The sequence below is a fragment of the Pseudomonas sp. D3 genome (assembly GCF_029320995.1).
Classification (GTDB): Bacteria; Pseudomonadota; Gammaproteobacteria; order Pseudomonadales; family Pseudomonadaceae; genus Aquipseudomonas; species Aquipseudomonas paraveronii.
This window is the reverse complement of sequence record NZ_CP119772.1, coordinates 5,774,986-5,798,738: the sequence shown is the minus strand read 5'-3', so window position 1 is coordinate 5,798,738 and position 23,753 is coordinate 5,774,986. Positions and strand designations below refer to the sequence as shown.

The window sequence follows — 23,753 nt, the reverse complement described above, 5'->3', positions numbered from 1 at the left end:
GTATGCCGCAGCTACGACTTACATACATAAATTTACGTGCCCTGTGGTGAGTTTCAGCGCCTCACCACAGGGCGGCGCTTACACGAAGCAGAGTGACAGTGACTCGGCAACGTAAGCGGGTTTTTCCTGGCCTTCGATTTCCAGGGTGGCGGTGGCCTTGAACAGCCATTGGCCGGGTTTTTTCTCGGTGACGTCGGTGAGCGTCACGTTCAGGCGCACCTTGGAATTGACCTTCACCGGCTGGATAAAACGCACACTGTCCAAGCCATAGTTGATCGCCATCTTCAAGCCTTCGGGCATGATCAGGATGTCTTCCATCAACTTGGGCATCAGCGACAGTGACAGGAAACCGTGGGCGATCGTGCTGCCGAACGGGGTTTGCGCGGCCTTGACCGGGTCGACGTGGATGAACTGATAATCGCCAGTGGCCTCCGCGAACAGGTTGATACGGGCCTGGTCGATGGTGAGCCATTCGGAACGTCCCAGTTCCTTGCCGACATAATCTTTGAGCTGCGCTACAGGTACATAGGGCATTGCGTCTCTCCTTGGTTCATCGGTTTTTATTGATGTGCGAGAACGAGGTTAGATCATCATGGGCAACCAGCCCGGTCAATCCACCATGCTTATTGCGAATGCCTGAGCATAGCGTGGGCATGTTTATAATGCGGGCGAGTCTTGAGGGGGAAGAACGGATGCTGTTACGCGGTCTGACATGGCTGGTGCTGTTTCAATTGATCGGCACGGCGATCAACCATTTGCTGATGCCGGTGTTGCCGGGGCCGATCATCGGTTTGCTGTTGATGCTGGGTTACCTGGTGTGGCGCGGCGAAGTCGCTGAGCCCCTGAGCCTGGCGGCCAGCAGCCTGCTGCGTTACTTGCCGTTGCTGCTGGTGCCGCCGGCGGTGGGAGTGATGGTGTACGCCAAGGATATTGCCGCCGACTTCTGGGCCATCGTCGGCGCGTTGGTGTTGTCGCTGGTGATCGCCATGGGGTTCGTCGGCGTGCTGATGCAAAAACTGGTCAAGCGCCAGGCGCAGAGGGAGGAGCAATCATGACCTTCGACTGGCAAGGCGCATGGACAGCGGTGATTCATCATCCGCTATTCGGCATCGGCATCACCCTTGGCGCCTATCAACTGGTACTCGCGGGCTTCGAGAAAACCCGCTGGATCTTCCTGCAGCCGGTGCTGGTGTCGATGCTGCTGGTGATTGGCGTGTTGCTCACCTGTGGCCTGAGTTACGCCGAGTACCGCAAGAGCACCGAGATCATGAGCATTCTGCTGGGCCCGGCGACCGTGGCCCTGGCGGTGCCGCTCTATCTGAACTTGCGACGGATTCGTCAATTGTTCTGGCCGATTTTTACTACGCTGGTGATAGGTGGCGTGTTGGCCACTGGTCTCTGTGTATTGCTGGGCTGGTGGTTCGGTGCCGAACACAGGATGTTGATGACGATGGCGCCCAAGTCGGTGACCTCGCCGATTGCCATGCTGGTGGCCGAGCAGATCGGCGGCGTGGCTGCATTGGCTGCGGTGTTTGTGCTGATCACCGGGGTGATCGGGGCGATGATCGGCCCGGCATACTTGTCGCGCCTGGGCGTGCACAGCCCCGAGGCGCGCGGCATGGCCCTGGGCATGACCGCCCACGCCGTCGGCACGTCGGTGGCCCTGCAGGAAAGCGAAGAATGTGGCGCCTTTGCGGCGCTGGCCATGAGCCTCATGGGCGTGGCGACGGCGGTGTTCCTGCCGCTGGCCGTGTCGGTGATTGTTTGAATCGGGGTTAAGGAAACCTTTATGAGTCTGGCGCTGTTCCCGCTCAACACTGTGCTATTTCCCGGCTGCACCCTCGACCTGCAATTGTTCGAGGTGCGCTACCTGGACATGATCAGCCGCTGCATGAAAAAGGGCGAAAGTTTCGGCGTGGTGTGCATCCTCGATGGCAAGGAGGTAGGCACGGCCGCGGATGGCTACGCGCTGATCGGCTGTGAAGCGCTGATACGTGACTTCAAGCAGCAGGATAACGGCCTGCTGGGCATTCGCGTCGAGGGCGGGCGCCGCTTTCGTGTCCGCGACGCCGAGGTGCAGAAGGACCAGTTGCTGGTGGCCGAGGTGCAATGGTTGGAGGAACTGCCGGACCACGCGCTGGAAGAGGAGGACGCCGACCTGCTGGCCCTGCTCCAGGCCCTGGCCGAACACCCGATGGTGGCCTCGCTGGACATGGGCACCCATGCCGATGGCCAGCAGGCCCTGGGCAATCAATTGGCGTATTTGCTGCCGTTCACTGAGGCCGACAAAATCGACCTGCTGCAGCTCGATGATCCGCAGCAGCGGCTGGATGCGATCCAGATGCTGCTGGATGAGTTGCAAGGTGAGCTGTTCACCTGATCTTCGGAATTGTCTGGCGCTGCTTTCAGACTTTCCTGCGTTGCTCCCGTCGCACTGGCTGAAATAGTTTCCGATCACACAACCACTGATCAGGGGATGAACATGATTCGGCTAGTGCAATCGGAGCAGGCGGCCTGGGACGTTTTTTTGTCACCATTACTTCGCAGTTGCTTGCGCAGGATGCAATGCGTAGTCCGGAATACATCGCCGAGCGCGGCGCAGAAATTGCCGACGAAATGCTGCTGGAGCGGCGCGAAAGGTGCATCGAGCGTCGAACCGCCCCAATTGACTGGATCGGTCCGGCCAAGGGTCAGTAGGCGTACCTGAGCAGCGCGTGCGGGGTGCCGGTAAAGGCGATGAAACCGAGCACCGCCACTACGACGGGCAATACCAGCCACCAGGCTTTCTGCGGCATGGGTGGCAGCGGGCTGCGGTATTGGACCGCGCTCAGGCTCAATGCGCAGACGGTCATCGCCAGCAGTGTTCCGGCCAGGATGTCGGTGGGCCAGTGGGCGCCGAGGTAGACCCGCGACAGCGCGATGAATGCGGCGGGAATGCAGCCCAGCAGCAGCCAGGTCAGGCGCAGGCGCGTGGGTTGCCCGCGCCCGGCCAGTACCGCCAAGGCCAGGAAAAACGCGAATGCGCCGGAGGCGTGGCCACTGGGCATGCTGAAGCTGGTCAGCGGGTCAGTGAGGATTTCCGGGCGACCACGGGCAAAAAATTGCTTGGTGTTGGTATTGATCAGCGCGGCCCCGCCCAGCGTGACGCCGACAAACAATGCGTGGCGCCATTGTCGTGCCAGTAACAACAGGCCAGTGAGCAGGGCGCTGGCGACAAACATCTTCTTGAACTCGCCCAGTTGAGTGAGCCTCACCATGGTCTCGTCCAGCCAGGCGCTACGATGCTCCTGCACCAGGGTGCTCAGCCCCTGGTCGAAGTCGTTGAGGTGCGGGTAGCCGATAAACAGCGCGATCAACAGGATCAGGCTGGCGCAACCGGTCCACAACGTGGCCTGGCGATGGCCGCGCAGGCTGCTGTTCAAACTCAACCCCAGCAACACCGCCAGGCATGCCGCGACAATCCCCGCTTCGGGCCAGAACCCCGCCGGCAATGGCAGGCGGAAGGCCGCGCCGGTCGCCCAGCCCGGCAGCAGGTAGGCGACCGTCCAACTGGCCGCCGCGACAATGCTGACGAGAGCAAAGCGCGGGAACGGCATGTCGCACATGCCGGCCACCATCGGCAGCATGGGGCGCAATGGGCCGATGAAGCGCCCTACCAGCAGGCTGGCGATGCCGTACTTGTGGAAGTAGGTCTCTGCGCCGTTCATCCATTCAGGGTGATGCCGCAGGCCGGGCAGGCGCCGGATGTTCTGGTGGAAATGTCGCCCCAGGAAGTAGGACACCCCATCGCCTAACAGGCCGCCGAGAAAACCCAGCAGCAGGGTTTCACTCAGGGGCAGTGCACCGCTGCCGGCCAGCGTGGCAATGGCGAACAGCAGCACCGTGCCGGGCACGATCAACCCGGCAATGGCCAGGCATTCTATGCATGCGACGATAAATACCGCCGCCGCCAGCCATTGGGGGTTCAGCGTCAGCCAGACGGTGATGCTATCGAGCCATTGGCCCATACAATCCACTCCACTTATGCAGTTTTTTCAATTGGCAATCCACCGACGATCAGCGCCCACAGAGGATCGGTTGCGTTGCAGGTAGCCATTTCCAGCAGGAACAACCGGTTCAAGCCTTCAAAGCAAAAAATAGTCGCGGCCTTCTACCTGGCCCCGGCGCAGCGGGTTCCGCGTGCAATAGGCCGCATAGCCAGCATCGACGAAGCGGTACATCAAGTGTTCATCCCTGCCGCTGGGAATGCCCAGGCGAGTGGTCTGGATAATGTGCATCGGCACCTGGCCGACGTCTTCCACATAGAGCCGCTCCTGTTCGAAGCGCTTGGCATCCCACATTGGTACTTTCAGGCCCAGCGCCTTGCACAGCAAGGTCTGGCCGGCGCAGAGCTTCTGCGAGGGGCGCGGGCCGCCATTGGCGTCCGGGTTGTTCAGCAGCATCTGCGCCAAACTCGCCGGGCCGCAGATGTCATCGACCCAGGGATAGGCGGATTTGATCAATACCGCATTGCCCGGGCCTTGGGCGCTGAAGTTCAGCGAATCGCCGCCACGGGCGTAGTACATATAGATATGCCCACCATCCAGAAACAAAGCCTTACGCTTTTCTGTGTAGCCCAGTGAGGCATGGCTGCCTTTTTCGGCCATGTAATACGCTTCGGTTTCAATAATCCGTGCCGAAAGCCAGATATCTCCGACACGATGGCGGATGACTTTGCCGAGCAATTCCCGCGCAAGGAGTTGCGCATCGCGGTCGAAGAAGCGGTCGGGCAGGGCGCTGGCGGGGAGTTGGGAGGTAACACTCGACATGGCGTTCAGGGTAAATACGGCTAAATGTGACGGAATAATAACAACTCCCACCTTAATTACGGCTGAACCCCAGGTTTTTACAGTTCATTTCGACCATCCGCCCCTCACCGCTGTCAGTCGGGCGGCGTCACAGCTATAATCTGCCGCTTTCCTCTTTGCCAAGACTCCCTGACCATGACTGAGTCCGTTCTTGACTACATGACCCGCCTGGGTCGCGCTGCCCGTCAGGCCTCGCGGTTGATCGCCCGTGCGAGCACCGCACAGAAGAACCGCGCCTTGTTGGCCGCCGCCGATGCTCTGGATGCTTCGCGCTCCGAGTTGGCTGCCGCCAACGAACTGGACCTGGCCCACGGCCGCGCCAATGGCCTGGAGCCGGCGCTGCTCGACCGCCTGGCGCTGACCCCTGCGCGTATCGACGACATGATCGAAGGCCTGCGTCAGGTCGCCAAGCTGCCTGACCCCATCGGTGAAATCCGCGATATGCGTTACCTGCCGTCCGGCATTCAGGTCGGCAAGATGCGCGTGCCCCTGGGCGTGATCGGTATCATCTATGAGTCGCGCCCGAACGTGACCATCGATGCGGCGAGCCTGTGCCTCAAGTCCGGCAACGCGACCATCCTGCGTGGCGGTTCCGAGGCGATTCATTCCAATCGCGCGATTGCCGCCTGCATCCAGCAAGGCCTGGCCGTGGCCGAGTTGCCGGCCGAAGTGGTGCAAGTGGTGGAAACCACCGACCGCGCCGCCGTCGGCGCGCTGATCACCATGCCGGAATTCGTCGACGTGATCGTGCCGCGCGGTGGCAAGAGCCTGATCGAACGCGTCAGCCGTGATGCCAAGGTGCCGGTGATCAAGCATCTGGACGGCGTCTGCCACGTTTACATCGACATCGCGGCCGACATCGACAAGGCGATCCGCATCGCCGACAACGCCAAGACGCACCGTTACGCCCCGTGCAACACCATGGAAACCCTGCTGGTGCACGCCGGCATTGCCGATCGCGTGCTGCCGCCGCTGGCTGCCATCTACCGCGACAAGGGTGTTGAACTGCGTGGTTGCGAGCGTACCCGTGCGCTGCTCGGCGCGGACGTGATCGAAGCCACCGAGCAAGACTGGTACACCGAGTACACGGCGCCGATCCTGTCGATCCGCATCGTCGACGACCTTGACCAGGCCATCGAACACATCAACAAATACGGCTCCAAGCACACCGACGCCATTGTTACCGAGCATTTCAGCGATGCCCGGCGTTTCCTCACCGAAGTGGACTCCGCTTCGGTGATGGTCAACGCCTCGACGCGCTTTGCCGACGGCTTCGAGTATGGCCTGGGGGCGGAGATCGGTATCTCCACCGACAAGCTCCACGCACGCGGCCCGGTTGGCCTGGAAGGCCTGACCAGCGAGAAGTATGTAGTGTTCGGCGACGGTCATGTGCGCACTTGATGGGTAAACGCATCGGGTTGCTCGGCGGCACTTTTGACCCCGTGCATATCGGCCATTTGCGCAGCGCCCTGGAAGTCGCGGATGCCCTTGCGCTGGACGAATTGCGTGTGATCCCCAATGCCCGGCCGCCGCACCGCGATACGCCGCAGGTGTCAGCGCAGCAGCGCCTGGAAATGGTGCGCCTTGCCGTCGCTGGCATACCGCCGTTGGTGGTGGACGACCGCGAGCTCAAGCGCGATAAACCGTCCTACACTGTCGACACCCTGGAGCTGATGCGTGCCGAGTTGGCCGCGGACGACCAGTTGTTTCTGCTTTTGGGCTGGGACGCATTTTGCGGCCTGCCCTCTTGGCATCGCTGGGAGGAACTCCTCCAGCATTGCCACATCCTGGTTTTGCAACGCCCGGATGCCGACAGCGAACCGCCGGATGCCTTGCGCAACCTGCTGGCCGCGCGGTCGGTAAGTGACCCCTTGGCCCTGACCGGGCCGAACGGGAATATTGCATTCGTCTGGCAGACCCCGCTTGCGGTGTCCGCCACCCAGATCCGTCAACTGCTGGCCAGCGGGAAGTCGGTACGTTTCCTGGTGCCTGACGCGGTCCTGGCCTACATCGATGCGCACGGACTTTACCGTGCGTCGAACTGAAAAGGCGCGCTTGAACGCACGAACAATCGTGCAGCGAGCGCCCGAACATACGAGCAAAACGAGTTTTATATGACGAACAAAGACGTAAGCAAAGTTAAGCGCAAAGGCACCTTCAAAAGCGCGCCACTGCCGGTTGAAGCCCATGTTGGCCCGGAACTGGCTGGCGAAGAGCTGGTGAAAGTCGCCGTGGCTGCCCTGGAAGACGTCAAGGCCCAGGACATCCAGGTGCTGGACGTGCGCGACAAGCAGAGCATCACCGACTTCATGATCATCGCCACCGGTACCTCCAACCGCCAGATCGGCGCGATGCTGGACAAAGTGCGCGAAGCCGTCAAAGCCCAAGGCGTGAAGCCGCTGGGTGAAGAAGGCAAGGGCGACAGCGACTGGGTGCTGCTGGACATGGACGACGTGATCGTTCACATGATGACCTCCAACGCCCGTCAGTTCTACGACCTGGAGCGTTTGTGGAAAGGTGCCGAGCAGAGCCGCGCGGCGGATGGCAAGCACCACAACCCTGAAGTGGGCCATGCGCACTTCGACAAGCTCAACAAAGACCAGGAATAAGGAACGGCTGTGCGCCTGCGTCTGATCGCTGTCGGTTCACGCATGCCCAAGTGGGTGGAAGAAGGCTGGCACGAATATGCCAAGCGTCTGCCCGCCGAGCTGTCGCTTGAGCTGGTGGAAATACCGCTCAACACCCGGGGCAAGAACGCCGATGTGGCTCGCTTTATCCGTCAGGAAGGCGAAGCCATGCTGGCCAAGGTCGGCCCCAACGAGCGCATCGTCACCCTCGAAGTCCACGGCAAGCCCTGGAGCACCGAGCAATTGGCGGTTGAACTGGATCGCTGGCGCCTGGACTCGCGCACTGTCAACTTCATGGTCGGCGGCCCCGAGGGGCTGGCGCCGGAGGTCTGTGCGCGGGCGGACCAACGCTGGTCGCTGTCGGCGCTGACGTTGCCGCACCCGTTGGTAAGGATTCTGATCGGTGAACAGCTGTATCGCGCCTGGACAGTTCTGTCCGGGCACCCTTACCACAAATAGTCTGCGCCCCTCCCGATGACTCAGCCGATCCGCATCAAGGACCACGAGAAAGACGCACGTCTGGTACGCGCGCGCGTGGTTTTTGGCGCGATCATGGTGGTGACGTTGATCGGGGTGTTGATTGCGCGCCTGTATTTCCTGCAGGTGATCCAGTACGAGTATCACTCCACACTGTCGGAAAACAACCGGGTGCATGTGCAGCCGATTCCGCCGACCCGTGGCCTGATTTTCGACCGCAACGGCGTGGTGGTCGCGGATAACCGGCCCAGCTTCAGCCTGAGCATGACCCGCGAACGCTCCGGCGACTGGCAGCAGGTCCTCGATGTGATCGTCGACGTGCTGCAACTGACCCCGGAAGACCGGGCGATCTTCGAAAAGCGCATGAAACAGGGGCGTCGGCCGTTCGAGCCGGTGCCGATCCTGTTTGAGCTGACCGAAGAGCAGATCGCCCGGATTGCGGTGAACCAGTTCCGCTTGCCGGGCGTGGAAGTGGTGGCGCAACTGGTGCGGCATTACCCGCAAGGGCCGCACTTCGCGCACTCCGTCGGTTATATGGGGCGGATCAACGAGAAAGAGCTGAAAAGCCTCGACCCGGTCAATTACAGCGGCACCCACCATATCGGCAAGACCGGCATCGAGCGCTTCTACGAGCCCGAGCTGCACGGCCAGGTGGGTTACGAAGAGGTCGAGACCAACGCTCGCGGCCGCGTGCTGCGGGTGCTCAAGCGTACCGACCCGGTGCCGGGCAAGGACATTGTGCTGAGCCTGGACATCAAGCTGCAGGAAGCCGCCGAGATGGCCCTGGGTGGGCGACGTGGTGCTGTGGTGGCGCTGGACCCGAATACGGGCGAAGTCCTGGCCATGGTCAGCCAGCCCAGTTTCGACCCCAACCTGTTCGTGACGGGGATCAGCTTCAAGGCCTACGCCGAGCTGCGCGATTCCATCGACCGGCCGCTGTTCAACCGGGTGTTGCGCGGCCTGTATCCGCCGGGTTCGACGATCAAGCCGGCGGTGGCGATTGCCGGCCTGGACGCGGGCGTGGTCACGGCGTCGAGTCGTGTGTTCGACCCCGGCTATTACATGCTGCCTAATTACGATCACAAATACCGTAACTGGAACCGCACCGGTGACGGCTATGTCGACCTGGACACCGCAATCATGCGTTCCAACGACACCTATTTTTATGACCTGGCCCACAAGCTGGGGATCGATCGCCTGTCGGCCTACATGGGCAAGTTCGGGCTCGGTCAGAAAGTCTCCCTGGACATGTTCGAAGAGTCGCCCGGCCTGATGCCGTCGCGCGAATGGAAACGTGCAACCCGCCGTCAGGCGTGGTTCCCCGGCGAGACGCTGATCCTCGGCATCGGCCAGGGCTACATGCAGGCCACGCCGCTGCAACTGGCCCAGGCCACGGCACTGGTCGCCAACAAAGGCATCTGGAACCGGCCACACCTGGCCCGCACCATCGAGGGCGAAAAGCCGGTGGATGCAAACCCGATTCCGGACATTGTGCTGCGTGACCCGTCGGACTGGACCAAGGTCAACCACGGCATGCAGCAGGTGATGCACGGCGCCCGGGGCACGGCGCGCAAGGCGGCGATCGGGGCGCAATATCGCATTGCTGGCAAGAGCGGTACGGCCCAGGTGGTCGCGATCAAGCAAGGCGAAAAATATGACCGTTCCAAAGTTCAGGAACGCCACCGCGACCACGCCTTGTTTGTCGGCTTCGCCCCGGCGGACGACCCTAAGATCGTGGTCGCCGTGATGGTCGAGAACGGCGAGTCCGGTTCGGGCGTCGCGGCGCCAGTGGTCCGTCAAGTGATGGATGCCTGGCTGTTGACCGACGACGGCAAGCTCAAGCCCGAATATGGCGGCCCCCCTTCAAGCACCGAGGTTACGGCCAGTGAAGAGTAATTTTGACCGCATCCTTTCCAGCGAGGATGTGATGCGTCGCCGCGCGACATTGCTGCAGCGCATGCACATTGATGGCCCGTTGCTGATCCTGCTGCTGACCCTGGCGGCCGGCAGCCTGTTCGTACTGTATTCGGCCAGCGGCAAGAACTGGGACCTGCTGATCAAGCAAGCGTCGTCGTTCGGCCTGGGCCTGTTGTCGATGGTGGTGATTGCCCAGTTGGAGCCGCGTTTCATGGCGCGCTGGGTGCCGTTGGGGTATGTCGCTGGCGTGTTGCTGCTGGTGGTGGTGGACGTGATGGGCCACAACGCCATGGGCGCTACCCGCTGGATCAATATTCCGGGGGTGATTCGCTTCCAACCGTCGGAATTCATGAAGATCTTGATGCCGGCGACCATCGCCTGGTACTTGTCCAAGCGCACCTTGCCGCCGCAACTCAAGCATGTGGGGATCAGCCTGATCCTGATCGGCGTGCCGTTTATCCTCATCGTGCGCCAGCCGGACCTCGGTACCTCGCTGCTGATCCTGGCGGGCGGCGCGTTCGTGCTGTTCATGGGCGGCTTGCGCTGGCGCTGGATTCTCAGCGTGCTCGCCGCCGCCGTTCCGGTGGCCGTGGCCATGTGGTTCTTCTTTATGCATGACTACCAGAAGCAGCGGATTCTCACGTTTCTCGACCCGGAGAGCGATCCGCTGGGTACTGGCTGGAACATCATCCAGTCGAAGGCGGCCATCGGTTCTGGCGGTGTCTTTGGCAAAGGCTGGCTGATGGGCACCCAGTCGCACCTGGACTTTTTGCCTGAGAGCCACACCGATTTCATTATTGCGGTGATGGGCGAAGAGTTCGGCCTGGTGGGCATTTGCGCGTTGCTATTGATCTATTTACTGTTGATTGGTCGTGGCCTGGTGATCACCGCGCAGGCGCAGACGTTGTTCGGCAAATTGCTGGCGGGTTCGTTGACCATGACTTTTTTTGTTTACGTTTTCGTCAACATCGGTATGGTCAGTGGCCTGTTGCCGGTGGTTGGGGTGCCGTTGCCGTTCATTAGCTACGGCGGAACTTCGCTGGTGACATTGATGTCAGCGTTTGGGGTTTTGATGTCGATTCATACGCATCGCAAATGGATCGCACAGGTTTGAATAAGGTGAAGATGTCAATGCAAGTAATGCGCTGCTGGGCGACTCGGCATGCGTCCTGGATGAGCCTGATTGGGCTGCTGGGCGCCATGCACGAGGCGCGGGCCGGTGACTACGATGGTTCGCCCCAAGTCGCCGAGTTCGTCGGTGAGATGACCCGCGACTACGGCTTCGCCGGTGAACAGCTGATGGGCGTGTTCCGCGAGGCGCAGCGCAAGCAGGCGATCCTTGACGCCATCTCCCGCCCGGCCGAGCGCGTGAAGCAGTGGAAGGACTATCGCCCGATGTTCCTGACCGATGCCCGCGTGGCACGGGGTGTGGACTTCTGGCGCGAGCACGAAGCCGTGCTGGCCCGCGCCGAGCAGGAATATGGCGTGCCCGCCCAGGTGATTGTCTCGATCATTGGCATTGAAACCTTCTACGGGCGCAATACCGGCAGTTATCGGGTGATCGACGCCTTGTCGACCCTGGGCTTCGATTACCCGCCCCGCGCCGATTTTTTCCGTAAGGAACTGCGCGAATTCCTGCTGCTGGCCCGCGAAGAACAGGTCGACCCGCTGACCCTCAAAGGCTCCTACGCCGGTGCGATGGGCTTGCCGCAGTTTATGCCGAGCAGCTTTCGCGCCTACGCGGTGGACTTTGACGGCGACGGCCATATCAATATCTGGAGCAACCCGGACGATGCCATCGGCAGCGTGGCCAGCTACTTCAAGCGCCATGGCTGGGTGGGCGGCGAACCGGTGGTCAGCCGTGCCGACGTGAGCGGTGAGCGCGCCGATGAAGGCCTGACCCAGGGTATCGAGCCGGCCAAGACGGTCGGGGAGTTGCGGGCGCTGGGCTGGTCAAGTCATGATGCGCTGCGCGATGATATGCCGGTTACGGCTTTCCGCCTGGAAGGCGAAAACGGCCCTGAATACTGGATGGGCCTGAAGAATTTCTACGCAATCACGCGTTATAACCGCAGTGTGATGTACGCCATGGCCGTGCATCAACTGTCTGACATGCTGGTCCAAGCACGGGGCAACAAGTAATGCGGGCATCGCCGTTGAAAAAACCGCTCAAGCTGGTGGCGTTTGCCGCGTTGTCCTTGCTGGTTGCCAGTTGCTCCACCAGTCGCGCGCCGACGCAAAAGTCCGGGGGGGCCGCCGTTCGTTCCCAGCCGGGCCTGGACATCAACCGCGCGCATAAAGACGGTGCGCCGTGGTGGGACGTCGACGTGTCGAAAATCCCGGATGCCACGCCAACCCTGCACACCGGCCCGTACAAGGCCAACCCCTATACCGTGCTGGGCAAGAATTACTTCCCGCTGCAGGACTCCAAGACCTACGTACAGTCGGGTACAGCGTCGTGGTACGGCACCAAGTTCCACGGCCAGAACACGGCCAATGGCGAGGTCTATGACCTGTACGGCATGAGCGCGGCCCACAAGACCCTGCCGCTGCCCAGCTATGTGCGCGTGACCAACCTGGACAACAATCGCACGGTGATCCTGCGGGTCAACGATCGCGGGCCGTTCTATTCGGACCGGATCATCGACTTGTCCTACGCTGCCGCGAAGAAACTCGGTTATGCCGAAACCGGCACCGCGCGGGTCAAGGTCGAAGGGATCGACCCCGCGCAATACTGGGCCCAGCGTGGTAAGCCGGCACCCTTGATGCTCAACGAGCCGCAGGTCGCGCAACCCCAAGTGACGGCGTCGACCGGCAAGATCGAGCAGTGGACGCCACCTGCGCAACAGCACGCCCCTGACACGGTCGTCGTGCCCCGCGCTGCGCCGGGTGCCTCGGCCGCTGGCGGGCAATACCTGCAAGTGGGCGCTTTCGCCAACCCGGATGCGGCAGAGCTGTTAAGGTCCAAGCTGAGCGGCATGGTCAATGCGCCGGTCTTCATCAGCTCCATCGTGCGCAATCAACAGACCTTGCACCGCGTGCGCATGGGCCCGATCGGTTCGCCGAGCGAGGTCGCGCAAGTGCAGAACAGCGTGCGTTTGGCCAACCTGGGGCAACCCAGCGTGGTCAGCGCCGAATAAACCGTAAAGGATTGAAGGTTCAGGTTCGTGCGCGCGCCTGAGCCCTGGTTGTTGGCTCGTTGAACAATAAAACCCAGGGGCAAGGGGTGGGCAGGCAACCGAACACGCGACAGACTGGTAACGGGCTGTCTGAATAAGTTTTGCCCGCGAGGGCAAGTTTCCATAAGTAATTTCGAGAGACGGATGAACATCATCACCTTAGCCAAACGCACGTGCCTGCTTATCTCGCTGATCATCACCCCGGCCGCCTGGGCGGTTGAAATGGTGCCGGCTTCACCGCAACTGGCCGCCAAGGCCTGGGTCCTCATGGATGCCGCCAGTGGCAACGTGCTGGTGGAAAACAACGGTGACCAGCGCCTGCCACCCGCCAGCTTGACCAAGCTGATGACGGCCTACATTGCGACCCTGGAAATCCGTCGCGGCCAGATCGGCGAAAACGACCCGGTGACCGTCAGCGAAAACGCCTGGCGCACCGGCGGTTCACGGATGTTCATCAAGGTCGGTTCGCAGGTGACGGTCAGCGATCTGCTGCACGGCATCATCATCCAGTCCGGTAACGACGCCAGCGTCGCCCTGTCCGAGCACATCGCCGGCAGCGAAGACGCGTTCGCCGACATGATGAACAAAACCGTGGCCGACCTGGGCATGACCAACAGCCACTTCATGAACCCGACCGGTCTGCCGAACCCAGAGCACTACTCGTCGGCTCACGACATGGCGATCCTGGCGCGCGCGATCATTCGTGTCGACCCGGTCCACTACGCGATCTACTCCCAGAAGGAATTCTTCTGGAACAACATCAAGCAGCCTAACCGCAACCTGCTGCTGTGGCGCGACAAGACCGTTGACGGTCTGAAAACCGGTCACACCGAAGAAGCCGGCTACTGCATGGTGTCGTCCGCCGTGCGTGATGGCCAGCGCCTGATCGCCGTGGTCTTCGGCACCAACAGCGAGCAGGCCCGTGCGGCCGAGACGCAAAAACTGCTGACCTACGGTTTCCGCTTCTTCGAAACCCAGACCTTCTATCAGAAGGGTGCTGAACTGGCGACCGCGCCGGTATGGAAAGGCGCGACCTCGCAAGTCAAGGCCGGCCTGGCTGAAGACCTGACCCTGACCATGCCTAAAGGCCAGTTGAAAAAGCTCGCTGCCAGCATGACCATGAACCCGCACCTGGTTGCGCCAATCGCCAAGGGCGACGTGATCGGCAAGGTCGAAGTGAAACTGGACGATAAAGTGGTACACAGTGCCGACCTGATCGCCCTGGACGCCGTCGACGAAGGTGGTATCTTCCGCCGCGTGTGGGATAGCATCCGTCTATTCTTCTACAGCTTGTTCAACTGATAAGTGTGCACCTGCAAAGCCCCGTGTTGATCCGACACGGGGCTTTGCCCGTCGCCACGGCTTACGCTTACGAGGCTGTTACGCCATGACCGATAAAGAAGTAAAGGCGCCAAAGATCGAATTCCCGGTGACGGATTATCCCGTCAAGGTGATCAGCGATACCGGTGTGGGCAACAAGGACAAGATTATCGACATCGTGCGTAAACACGCGACGATCAACGACAACCGTGTGGATGAGCGTTCGAGCACCAACGGTAAGTACACCACGATCCAATTGCACATCGTTGCGATCGGTCAAGACCAGCTCTACGACATCAACAGCGAACTGCGGGCCACCGGCTTCGTACACATGGTGCTGTGATGCCACAGGTCCTGGGCTTTCGCGAGCTCGGTCGGATGGACTACGAGCCCGTCTGGCACGCCATGCAGCGCTTCACCAACGAGCGCGGCAGCTCGGCTCCCGATGAAATCTGGCTGGTGGAGCACCCGCCGGTGTTCACCCAGGGCCAGGCCGGCAAGGCCGAGCATCTACTACTTCCGGGTGATATTCCGGTGGTGCAGGTCGACCGAGGGGGGCAAGTGACTTACCATGGGCCCGGTCAACTGGTGGCGTATCTGCTGCTGGACGTGCGCAAGCTGGGGTTTGGCGTGCGCGACCTGGTGAACCGCATGGAGGCTTGCCTGATCGAGCTGTTGGCCAGTTACGGCGTGAGCGCCACGGCCAAGCCCGATGCGCCCGGTGTGTATGTGGATGGCGCGAAAATCGCCTCCCTGGGGCTGCGCATTCGCCACGGTTGTTCGTTTCATGGCCTGGCGCTGAATGTGGACATGGACCTGGCGCCGTTCCGGCGTATCAACCCTTGCGGTTATGCCGGGTTGGCGATGACCCAGTTGAGCGACCACGCCACACCGATTAAATTTGCCGAGGTAAGTGCCCGGCTGCGTGCGCAGCTCGTCAAACACCTCGACTATGCTGAGCAGACGACCCTTACGGGCGGAATCGACTGACTATGACTACTGATGCAGTGCAAACCATGATCCCGACGCTGGACGTCACCGAGCGTCCGGCCCCGGCCCCGCGTGCCAAGGTGGAAGCCGGCGTCAAGCTGCGCGGCGCCGACAAGGTTGCACGCATCCCGGTCAAGATCATCCCGACCACCGAACTGCCGAAAAAGCCTGACTGGATTCGCGTGCGCATCCCGGTCTCGCCGGAAGTCGACCGGATCAAGGCTTTGCTGCGCAAGCACAAGCTGCACAGCGTGTGCGAAGAAGCGTCCTGCCCGAACCTGGGCGAATGCTTCTCCGGCGGCACCGCCACCTTCATGATCATGGGTGACATCTGCACCCGTCGTTGCCCGTTCTGCGACGTCGGCCACGGCCGGCCGAAGCCGCTGGACGTCAACGAGCCGGCAAGCCTGGCCATCGCCATCGCCGACCTGAAGCTCAAGTACGTAGTGATCACCTCGGTCGACCGCGACGACCTGCGTGACGGCGGTGCCCAGCACTTTGCCGACTGCATCCGCGAAATCCGCAAGCTGTCGCCGGACGTGATGCTCGAAACCCTGGTGCCGGACTACCGTGGCCGCATGGACGTCGCGCTGGAAATCACCGCCGCCGAGCCGCCGGATGTGTTCAACCACAACCTGGAAACCGTGCCACGCCTGTACAAGGCTGCGCGCCCAGGTTCGGACTACCAGTGGTCGCTGACCCTGCTGCAGAAGTTCAAGCAGATGATGCCGCACATCCCAACCAAGTCCGGCCTGATGCTGGGCCTGGGCGAAACCGACGAAGAAGTGATCGAAGTCATGCAGCGCATGCGCGAACACGACATCGACATGCTGACCCTGGGCCAATACCTGCAGCCGTCCCGCAGCCACTTGCCGGTGCAGCGTTTCGTACACCCGGACGTCTTCGCCTGGTTCGCCGAGGAAGGCTACAAGATGGGCTTCAAGAACGTGGCGTCGGGCCCGCTGGTACGTTCCTCGTACCACGCCGACGAGCAGGCCAAGCTGGTCAAGGCTAGCCTGGTTTCCTGATAGGCATTTGTGCAACACCGCAGGTCCAATGTGGGAGGGGGCTTGCCCCCGATTGCAGAGTGTCAGTCACTGCCTCTGGTGACTGAACCACCGCTATCGGGGGCAATCCCCCTCCCACATTTCGTTCCGCGTTGATTAGGGAGAATCGTGGATGACCGCCGCCGTACCTGCATTGCGTTCTGAAGCCACCATTGGCCTGATCGCGCCCGCCGGCCCTGCCGCGCTGGACGTGGAAAAAGCCGGGCAATGGATGCGCGCCCGTGGCTATGAGCTGCGCATCTTCGCGGGTGTATATGAACGCGACGGCTACCTGGCTGGCAGCGATGACATGCGCCTGCACGACCTGCACGCCGCCTTCGCCGACCCCGCGATTGATGCGATTTTCTGCCTGCGCGGCGGCTACGGCACGCCCCGCCTGCTGGACCGCCTGGACTTCGACCTGCTGCGCGCCAACCCCAAGCCATTTGTGGGGTATAGCGACATCACCGCGTTGCACCTGGCAATCAACCGCTATGCCGGTTTTGTGACCTTCCACGGCCCGATGCTGAATGCCGACCTGCTCGGCGACAAGCAGCCACCGACCGAATCGTCGCTGTTCAACATGCTGCGTGGCCAGCTCGGCGCAGGCAGCGTGCTGACTCACCCTGCAGCCTACCCGTTGACCACGATCGAGCCCGGTATCGCCTGTGGGCGCTTGCTCGGCGGCAACCTGTCGATGATCGCAGCGGTGATGGGCACGTCCTACGAAATCGATGCCGAGGGCATCATTCTGTTTATCGAAGACGTCAACGAGCCGATCTACCGCATCGACCGCTTGCTGACGCATCTGCGCCTGGCCGGCAAGCTGGCCCAGGTAGCGGGTGTGCTGGTGGGGGATGTGGCGGGTGTGGATAACGCCGCGTTGGAGCGGCTGCTGAAACAGACCTTCGAACCGCTACGCATCCCGGTACTGTCCGGCTGGCGCAGTGGGCATTGCGATCCGAACCTGACGCTGCCGATGGGGGCGTGGGTGCGGTTGGATGCGGGGGAGCAGCGGGTGGTGTTGGAGCAGGATGTGGTGTTCAACCCCTGAATCTGTCGTCTGCTAAACCGCTATCGGGAGCAAGCTCCCTCCCACATTTGGACCGCGTACATCCTTTGAAATGCAGTCAAATGTGGGAGGGGGCTTGCCCCCGATAGCGGTAGTTGCCATAAGCCGATCTAACGGTTCTGCAACGACTCCAGCAATTTCACCGTCGGATAACCATCCGCCGGCCAGCCCAGTGACTGTTGCGCCGCACGGATCGCCTTGCGCGTGTTAGCGCCGATAATCCCGTCCGGGTTGCCCGCGTCATAGCCATTGGTGCTGAGTACGGTCTGCAGATCAATACGCTGGGAACGACTCAGCGGCAGTTCATCTTTCGGCCAATCGCCCCGAATCACACCGCTTCCGCCGAAGCGCTCCGACAGCAGGCCAACGGCCAATGCGTAGGACGACGAGTTGTTGTACTTGAGGATTGCGCGGAAGTTATCCAGCACCAGAAACGCCGGGCCACGGTAACCCGCCGGCAGCAACAGGGCGGCGGAGAGCTGGTCGACGTTAGGCGGCATGCTCGCCCCCGGCGGCAATTGGATGCCCAGTTTCAGCCAGTCGGCGACGGTCTTGCGCACGCCACCGTCGGCCAGGGCGTAATCGAAGTTGGTCGGCAGTTGTTTGACTTCGAAACCCCACGGCTGGCCTTTCTGCCAGCCGGAGCTTTGCAGGTAATGCGCGGTGGAGGCGAGGGCGTCGGCCGGGCTGTTCCAGATATCACGGCGACCGTCGCCGTCGAAGTCCACGGCGTGGGTGTTGTAGGTGGTCGGGATGAACTGGGTCTGGCCCATGGCGCCCGCCCACGAGCCGCGCATTTGGTCGGCCTGGATGTCGCCGTGCTGGATGATCTGCAGCGCCGCGAGCAATTGCGCCTGGGCAAAGGCTGGGCGCCGACCTTCGTAGGCCAGGGTCGCCAGGGAGCGGATCACCGAGTTATTGCCCTGGAACTGACCGAAGTTACTCTCCATGCCCCACACCGAGACGAGCGCCTGGCGGTCGACGCCATAACGTTGCTCGATGCTTTGCAGGGTGTCGGCGTACTTGATCAACAGTGCCTGGCCATTACGCACGCGTACTGGCGACAGCGCGCCGTCGAGGTATTCCCACACCGGGCGGGAAAATTCCGGCTGGCTGCGGTCGGCGCGGATCACTGCCATGTCCGGGGTGATATTGGCGAAGGCCGTATCAAAGACGGCTGGCGTAATCCCGGCCGCCAAGGCTTGCGCACGGAAACCGGCCTGCCATTCGGCAAAGGTCTGGGTGGGCTGGATGTCCAGGTTGTCCACGGCCAGCGGTGCCACGACAGCGGGCGCAACGACCGGTGCGGTCGACAGTGTTGGCAGGGGTTGAGCATCTGCGGCGGTGGGTTTTTCCGCGCAGGCGACAAGCAGAATGAGGCTGGAGGCAGCGATCAATTGGCGAAGGTGCCAACGACGGGAAAGACGAGAGGGCATGCACAGGTCCAGGGATTACAAATCAAGTGCTGACCTTATCATGCCGGAGGGCCGCTTGCCTTCAGGCAGCCAGAAAGTAAGAAGCCTCCCAGCTATTAGACTGGAAGGCTTCGCGGCGGTAGCTGCCTTTGCCCTTGCCGGCGCGTTCCTGACGGCTGCGGAACAGTGGCTGGGCGATGATGGATTTGGCCTTGTTGAGGCCATGCTTAGATGGCTTTTTGCTCATGATCGTTACTCTCTTCAGGTGGGATGCAGCGGTGCAAATCATCTGCCGAAGTCTGGCCGCTGTAAAGCCTGACAAGTTTTTTGAAATGAAAACACAGCCAACATGTGGGAGGGGCAAGCCCCCTCCCACAGTGGTTTTGCGGTGTTTTTAAGCGCGGCGTTATTCGGCAGGTAATGTCAGGCGCTGGCCAGACATCAACAGTGACAAACGACTCAGGCTCATCCACGGCGAACCGGCTGCCTGGCCTTTGATTTGTGCGTCGATGCGCTGGGCCTCCAGCAACAATTGCGCCCAGCGTTGCGCCGAGTGCCGTTGCAGGGCTTTGCTCATCAGTGGTTTGCGCTTGTCCCAGACAGGCGGCCGGGCCTGGCTGAAGCATTTGTCCAACGGCGTGCCCTGGCTGTATTGCAGTGCAATATTGGCCAGTACCCGCAACTCGCGGGCCAGGGCCCAGAGAATCACCGGCGGTTCCACGCCTTCACCGCGCAACCCTTCGAGCATGCGCAGGGCGTGGGCGGGCTCGCCGTTGAGGATGGCGTCCACCAGCCCGAACACGTCAAAGCGCGCACTGTCAGCCACCGCGCCCTGCACGGTTTCGACGGTGATCTGCCCGTCTTCGGCCATCAGCTTGAGCTTTTCGATCTCCTGGGCAGCGGCAAGCAGGTTGCCTTCGACGCGGGCGGCGATCAGCTCCACGGCGTCCTGCGTGGCCGACAGCCCGGATTGGGACAGGCGCTGACGAATCCACTGCGGCAACTGATTGCTGTCCACCGGCCAGATCTGGATGAACTGGGTCTGTGCCCCTTCCACCAGCGCTTTGCCCCACTTGGTTTTCTGCGCGCTGCCGTCGAGCTTGGGCAGGCTGATCAGTAACACCGTGTCTTCGGCAGGCCGCGAACAGTACTCGATGAAGGCCGCCGCGCCCTTGTCCCCAGGCTTGCCCGACGGCAGACGCAGTTCCAGCAGGCGTTTCTCGGCAAACAGCGACATGCTTGCGCCGGCTTGCAGCAGCGTGCCCCAGTCGAAACTGGCGTCGGCGCTGAACACCTGGCGTTCGTCGAAGCCTTGCTGGCGTGCGGCGGTGCGAATGGCGTCTGCCGCTTCCTGGGACAGCAACGGGTCATCACCGCTGACGATATAGATAGGCGCGAGAGCACCTTGCAGGTGTTTGGCGAGTTGGGCGGGGGCGAGTTTCATAGGCGAGATGAACGGGGCGCCTGGGGCGCCCCGTCTGGCTTACTCTACAGGGACTTCAACAGGCGATTGTTTCGGCGTGTTGTTTTCGTACTCTTGCGCGGCTTTCAGGGCATCGGCGTCAGCCTTGGCCTTGTTGTCGGCGGTTTGTTGCAGGAGTTCCAGTTTTTCCGGCGTCAGCTGTTGCAGGCGCAGCATCACGCGCTGGATCAGCTCACGACGCATTTCTTTGCGTACCTGGGTCATTTCCGAGTCCGAGCCCACCAGGTTGTTGCCATCGTGGCTTACGACCTTTTGCACTTCGATCTTGTCACCCATCAATGGCAGATGGTCGCGGCCCTGCATTTCAAAAACCAACGAGGTGTTCAGCTCGATATCGGACGCACGGCCAGCGCTGGCGTAGCTGAGGTTACGCTGGGTTTCTTTCTCGTCTGCCAGGAACAGCTTGTAGGTCGCGCCGGTGTAGACATGCACGCCACTGTTTTCCAGTGTGTCGCGCAGTTGCACAACGGTTTCGCCATAGGCGTTGCGGGCGCTGACGTCCAATTCCTTGATGGTCAGTTCATTGGTGCCGGTACCACGCAGCTGGAAGCCGCAAGCGCTCAGCAGCACAGCAAGGCCCATCACCAGCAAGTTGCGTTTGATCATTTTATTGCTCCCCTTGAAACCATGCGGGCCTTATCGAGGCCCTGAAGGTTTAGTTCGGCGCAGCGCTCAAGCCCTGCGCCCGATCCGATTTAGCTGGCGACGATGTTGACCAGTTTACCCGGCACCACGATCACTTTGCGGATCGTCAGGCCTTCGGTAAAGCGCAGCACGTTCTCGTTGCAGCGCGCGGCTGCTTCGACGTCTTCGCGGCTGGCGCTGGCCGGCATGTCGATCTGGCCGCGCAGTTTGCCGTTGACTTGGATCACCAACTGCAGCGTGTCCTGTACCAGCGCGCTGTCATCCTGCACCGGCCAGCGGGCATCAATGACGGCATCGTTGTGGCCCAGGCGGTTCCACAGTTCATGACTGATGTGCGGCGTGATCGGGGCCAGCAGCAGGGTGACCGCCTCGAGGCCTTCGTGAACCAGCGCACGATCCTGTTCGGTGACGTGTGGCGCTTTTTCCAGCACGTTCATCAGCGTCATCACCTGGGCGATGGCGGTGTTGAACTTGTGGTTCTGGCCCACATCCTGGCTGGCGTGCTTGATGGCCAGGTGGGTGCTGCGGCGAATGACTTTCTGCTCGTCGCTCAAGGCGGCCACGTCCAGCTTGCCCGGCAGGCCCTGGCTGACATGGGCGTGCGCCAGGCGCCAGACGCGCTTGAGGAAGCGGTGCGAACCCTCGACGCCGGAGTCGGACCATTCGGCGCTCATGTCAGGCGGTGAGGCGAACATCATGAACAGGCGGCAGGTGTCGGCGCCGAACTGGTCGATCATCGACTGCGGATCGACGCCATTGTTCTTCGACTTGGCCATCTTCTCGGTGCCACCGATCTCCACCGGCAGGCCGTCGGCGATCAGCTTGGCGCTGATGACCTTGGCTTTGCTGTCGCGCTCGAGCTCGACATCGGCCGGGTTGAACCAGGTGTAACTGCCATTGGCTTCGCGACGGTAATACGTCTCGGCGATCACCATGCCTTGGGTCAGCAGGTTCTTGAACGGCTCGTTGGAACTGACCAGGCCTTCGTCGCGCATCAGCTTGTGGAAGAAGCGCGCGTACAGCAGGTGAAGAATGGCGTGTTCGATACCGCCGATGTACTGATCCACCGGCAACCAGTGGTCGGCCGCCGATTTCTCGACCAGGCCGCCCTCGTAGTGCGGCGAGGCGTAACGGGCGTAGTACCACGAGGACTCGACGAAGGTGTCCATGGTGTCGGTTTCACGCTTGGCAGGCTGGCCGCATTTCGGGCAGTTGCACGCGTAGAACTCGGGCATGCGCGCCAAAGGCGAACCGGCGCCGTCCGGCACCACGTCTTCCGGCAGGATCACCGGCAACTGGTCTTCCGGCACCGGCACGTCACCGCAGGTCTCGCAGTGAATGATCGGGATCGGGCAGCCCCAGTAGCGCTGGCGGCTGATGCCCCAGTCGCGCAGGCGGAACTGGGTGCGCGAGGCACCGAGGTTTTTCTTGATCAGCGCCACTTCGATGGCGTCGAAGGCACCGACGAAGTCCAGGCCGTCGAACTCGCCAGAGTTGATCAGCTCACCGTGCTCGCCGTAGGCGTCTTGCCACGGGGCTGGGTTGGTGTCGCCCGAGCTGGTGCGCACCACGGACTTGATCGGCAAGTTGTACTGGGTGGCGAATTCGAAATCGCGTTCGTCGTGGGCCGGCACAGCCATTACTGCGCCATCGCCGTAGTGCATCAGCACGTAGTTGGCGACCCACACCGGCAGTTTTTCGCCGGTCAGCGGGTGCTCGACGAACAGCCCGGTCGGCAGGCCTTTTTTCTCTTGGGTGGCGACGTCGGCTTCAGCCACGCTGCCGCCTTTGCATTCGGCGATGAACGCCTGCAGCTCAGGGTTGTTCTGTGCGGCCCGGCTAGCCAGCGGGTGTTCAGCCGCGACGGCGACGTAAGTCGCGCCCATCAAGGTGTCCGGACGGGTGGTGAAGACTTTGAGGGCACCCGCTTCGCCGATCGAATCGACGTTGTACGGGAACTGCACTTCCATGCCCTTGGATTTGCCGATCCAGTTACGCTGCATGGTCTTGACCTGTTCAGGCCAGCCCGGCAAGTCGTCGAGGCTCGACAAGAGTTCATCCGCGTAGGCGGTGATCTTGAAGTAGTACATCGGAATTTCGCGCTTTTCGATCAGCGCGCCGGAACGCCAGCCGCGACCGTCGATCACCTGCTCGTTGGCCAGCACGGTCTGGTCGATCGGGTCCCAGTTCACGGTGCCGTTCTTGCGGTAGATCATGCCTTTTTCGAACAGGCGGGTGAACAGCCATTGTTCCCAGCGATAGTAGTCCGGCTTGCAGGTGGTCACTTCGCGGGACCAGTCCACCGCCAGGCCCAGGCTGCGCAGCTGGGTCTTCATGTAGGCGATGTTCTCGTAGGTCCACTTGGCGGGCGCTACGTTGTTCTTCATCGCGGCGTTTTCCGCCGGCATGCCGAAGGCGTCCCAACCCATGGGTTGCAGGACGTTCTTGCCTTGCATGCGCTGGAAGCGGGAAATCACGTCGCCGATGGTGTAGTTACGCACGTGCCCCATGTGTAGCTTGCCGCTGGGGTAAGGGAACATCGATAGGCAATAGAAGGTCTCCTTGCCTGGCTGTTCACTGACTTCAAAGGACTTTTGCTCGTCCCAGAAAGATTGGGCGGCATTTTCTATTTCACGGGGCTGATATTGTTCGTGCATGGCTACTTTTGAACTGAATAGGGGTGGCCTAATCCTCTTCGGTACATTGTCCGGGTCGAGCGGCACCAAAAAGCGCCG

The 23,753-nt window shown here is 61.6% G+C and carries 24 protein-coding genes and 1 pseudogene; 17 read left to right on the top strand and 8 right to left on the bottom strand.

Translation table 11 applies throughout. The annotated features are described in order from the left end of the window. Nucleotides 1-78: 78 nt before the first annotated feature. On the bottom strand, nucleotides 79-534 hold the full coding sequence (locus P3S72_RS26820; protein ID WP_276195022.1) for a MaoC family dehydratase: 456 nt from the start codon (nucleotides 532-534) through the stop codon (nucleotides 79-81). A 158-nt stretch (nucleotides 535-692) separates the two neighbouring features. Between P3S72_RS26820 and P3S72_RS26815 the strand changes: the two genes are divergently transcribed. The 4 genes and pseudogenes from P3S72_RS26815 (at nucleotide 693) to P3S72_RS26800 (ending at nucleotide 2,697) form a co-directional block, all read left to right on the top strand. Further along, nucleotides 693-1,055, top strand: coding sequence for a CidA/LrgA family protein (locus P3S72_RS26815; RefSeq protein ID WP_276195021.1), 363 nt, complete (start codon nucleotides 693-695; stop codon nucleotides 1,053-1,055). Continuing rightward, on the top strand, nucleotides 1,052-1,768 hold the full coding sequence (locus P3S72_RS26810) for an LrgB family protein (RefSeq protein ID WP_253399451.1): 717 nt from the start codon (nucleotides 1,052-1,054) through the stop codon (nucleotides 1,766-1,768). The genes P3S72_RS26815 and P3S72_RS26810 overlap by 4 nt, the downstream gene beginning before the upstream one ends. Before the next feature lie 21 nt (nucleotides 1,769-1,789). After that, nucleotides 1,790-2,380, top strand: coding sequence for an LON peptidase substrate-binding domain-containing protein (locus P3S72_RS26805; RefSeq protein ID WP_276195020.1), 591 nt, complete (start codon nucleotides 1,790-1,792; stop codon nucleotides 2,378-2,380). A gap of 102 nt (nucleotides 2,381-2,482) precedes the next feature. Next, nucleotides 2,483-2,697, top strand: a pseudogene (locus P3S72_RS26800) (hypothetical protein). On the opposite strand, the gene P3S72_RS26795 reads toward P3S72_RS26800, so the two are convergent. Continuing rightward, on the bottom strand, nucleotides 2,691-4,007 hold the full coding sequence (locus tag P3S72_RS26795; protein ID WP_276195019.1) for a bifunctional DedA family/phosphatase PAP2 family protein: 1,317 nt from the start codon (nucleotides 4,005-4,007) through the stop codon (nucleotides 2,691-2,693). The pseudogene P3S72_RS26800 and the gene P3S72_RS26795 overlap by 7 nt on opposite strands. A gap of 117 nt (nucleotides 4,008-4,124) precedes the next feature. Further along, nucleotides 4,125-4,808, bottom strand: a complete 684-nt coding sequence (locus P3S72_RS26790; RefSeq protein ID WP_276195018.1) for a DNA-3-methyladenine glycosylase — start codon at nucleotides 4,806-4,808, stop codon at nucleotides 4,125-4,127. Nucleotides 4,809-4,982: 174 nt separating this feature from the next. Here P3S72_RS26790 and P3S72_RS26785 point away from each other — a divergent pair, with 174 nt between their 5' ends. The 13 genes from P3S72_RS26785 (at nucleotide 4,983) to P3S72_RS26725 (ending at nucleotide 17,457) form a co-directional block, all read left to right on the top strand. Beyond that, entirely contained in the window at nucleotides 4,983-6,248 is a 1,266-nt protein-coding gene (locus P3S72_RS26785; protein ID WP_276195017.1) for a glutamate-5-semialdehyde dehydrogenase, read from the top strand. Beyond that, nucleotides 6,248-6,892, top strand: a complete 645-nt coding sequence (gene nadD, locus P3S72_RS26780) for a nicotinate-nucleotide adenylyltransferase (RefSeq protein WP_253399436.1) — start codon at nucleotides 6,248-6,250, stop codon at nucleotides 6,890-6,892. The genes P3S72_RS26785 and nadD overlap by 1 nt, the downstream gene beginning before the upstream one ends. A gap of 69 nt (nucleotides 6,893-6,961) precedes the next feature. Continuing rightward, on the top strand, nucleotides 6,962-7,456 hold the full coding sequence (gene rsfS, locus P3S72_RS26775; protein WP_058412893.1) for a ribosome silencing factor: 495 nt from the start codon (nucleotides 6,962-6,964) through the stop codon (nucleotides 7,454-7,456). Nucleotides 7,457-7,465: 9 nt separating this feature from the next. Next, entirely contained in the window at nucleotides 7,466-7,933 is a 468-nt protein-coding gene (gene rlmH, locus P3S72_RS26770; RefSeq protein ID WP_003176297.1) for a 23S rRNA (pseudouridine(1915)-N(3))-methyltransferase RlmH, read from the top strand. Between the two features lie 15 nt (nucleotides 7,934-7,948). Next, entirely contained in the window at nucleotides 7,949-9,847 is a 1,899-nt protein-coding gene (gene mrdA, locus P3S72_RS26765) for a penicillin-binding protein 2 (RefSeq protein ID WP_276195016.1), read from the top strand. A gap of 31 nt (nucleotides 9,848-9,878) precedes the next feature. Continuing rightward, nucleotides 9,879-10,982, top strand: a complete 1,104-nt coding sequence (gene rodA / locus P3S72_RS26760; protein ID WP_017848344.1) for a rod shape-determining protein RodA — start codon at nucleotides 9,879-9,881, stop codon at nucleotides 10,980-10,982. Nucleotides 10,983-10,999: 17 nt separating this feature from the next. Beyond that, nucleotides 11,000-12,010 carry a lytic murein transglycosylase B gene (gene mltB, locus P3S72_RS26755; protein ID WP_276195015.1) on the top strand — a complete coding sequence of 337 codons (1,011 nt, stop codon included), beginning with the start codon at nucleotides 11,000-11,002 and terminating at the stop codon, nucleotides 12,008-12,010. Continuing rightward, a complete protein-coding gene (locus P3S72_RS26750; protein ID WP_276195014.1) occupies nucleotides 12,010-13,008 on the top strand; it encodes a septal ring lytic transglycosylase RlpA family protein in 999 nt (332 codons plus the stop codon). Before mltB ends, P3S72_RS26750 begins: the two co-directional genes overlap by 1 nt. Nucleotides 13,009-13,191: 183 nt before the next feature. Next, nucleotides 13,192-14,349 (top strand): D-alanyl-D-alanine carboxypeptidase family protein, encoded by a 1,158-nt coding sequence (locus P3S72_RS26745; RefSeq protein WP_046381929.1) that lies wholly within the window; start codon nucleotides 13,192-13,194, stop codon nucleotides 14,347-14,349. An 85-nt stretch (nucleotides 14,350-14,434) separates the two neighbouring features. Further along, nucleotides 14,435-14,710 (top strand): DUF493 domain-containing protein, encoded by a 276-nt coding sequence (locus tag P3S72_RS26740; RefSeq protein ID WP_276195013.1) that lies wholly within the window; start codon nucleotides 14,435-14,437, stop codon nucleotides 14,708-14,710. Next, nucleotides 14,710-15,357: a lipoyl(octanoyl) transferase LipB gene (lipB, locus tag P3S72_RS26735; RefSeq protein ID WP_247398643.1), complete on the top strand. Its 648-nt coding sequence runs from the start codon at nucleotides 14,710-14,712 to the stop codon at nucleotides 15,355-15,357. The genes P3S72_RS26740 and lipB overlap by 1 nt, the downstream gene beginning before the upstream one ends. Nucleotides 15,358-15,383: 26 nt before the next feature. Further along, the gene (gene lipA / locus P3S72_RS26730) at nucleotides 15,384-16,385 is read left to right on the top strand and encodes a lipoyl synthase (protein WP_276198000.1); all 1,002 of its coding nucleotides are present in this window, start codon (nucleotides 15,384-15,386) and stop codon (nucleotides 16,383-16,385) included. Nucleotides 16,386-16,536: 151 nt separating this feature from the next. Next, the gene (locus tag P3S72_RS26725) at nucleotides 16,537-17,457 is read left to right on the top strand and encodes an LD-carboxypeptidase (RefSeq protein ID WP_276195012.1); all 921 of its coding nucleotides are present in this window, start codon (nucleotides 16,537-16,539) and stop codon (nucleotides 17,455-17,457) included. Between the two features lie 128 nt (nucleotides 17,458-17,585). Here P3S72_RS26725 and P3S72_RS26720 read toward each other — a convergent pair whose 3' ends face one another. The 5 genes from P3S72_RS26720 to leuS all read right to left on the bottom strand — a co-directional run bounded on the left by P3S72_RS26720 (nucleotide 17,586) and on the right by leuS (nucleotide 23,675). Then, a complete protein-coding gene (locus tag P3S72_RS26720; protein WP_276195011.1) occupies nucleotides 17,586-18,911 on the bottom strand; it encodes a lytic murein transglycosylase in 1,326 nt (441 codons plus the stop codon). Between the two features lie 61 nt (nucleotides 18,912-18,972). Further along, nucleotides 18,973-19,137, bottom strand: a complete 165-nt coding sequence (gene arfA, locus P3S72_RS26715; RefSeq protein ID WP_276195010.1) for an alternative ribosome rescue factor ArfA — start codon at nucleotides 19,135-19,137, stop codon at nucleotides 18,973-18,975. Nucleotides 19,138-19,296: 159 nt separating this feature from the next. Next, nucleotides 19,297-20,334, bottom strand: coding sequence for a DNA polymerase III subunit delta (gene holA / locus P3S72_RS26710; RefSeq protein ID WP_276195009.1), 1,038 nt, complete (start codon nucleotides 20,332-20,334; stop codon nucleotides 19,297-19,299). Nucleotides 20,335-20,373: 39 nt separating this feature from the next. Next, complete coding sequence (gene lptE, locus P3S72_RS26705; protein WP_276195008.1) at nucleotides 20,374-20,979, bottom strand: LPS assembly lipoprotein LptE; 606 nt, start codon at nucleotides 20,977-20,979, stop codon at nucleotides 20,374-20,376. A gap of 89 nt (nucleotides 20,980-21,068) precedes the next feature. Next, nucleotides 21,069-23,675, bottom strand: coding sequence for a leucine--tRNA ligase (gene leuS, locus P3S72_RS26700; protein ID WP_276195007.1), 2,607 nt, complete (start codon nucleotides 23,673-23,675; stop codon nucleotides 21,069-21,071). Nucleotides 23,676-23,753: the final 78 nt, after the last annotated feature.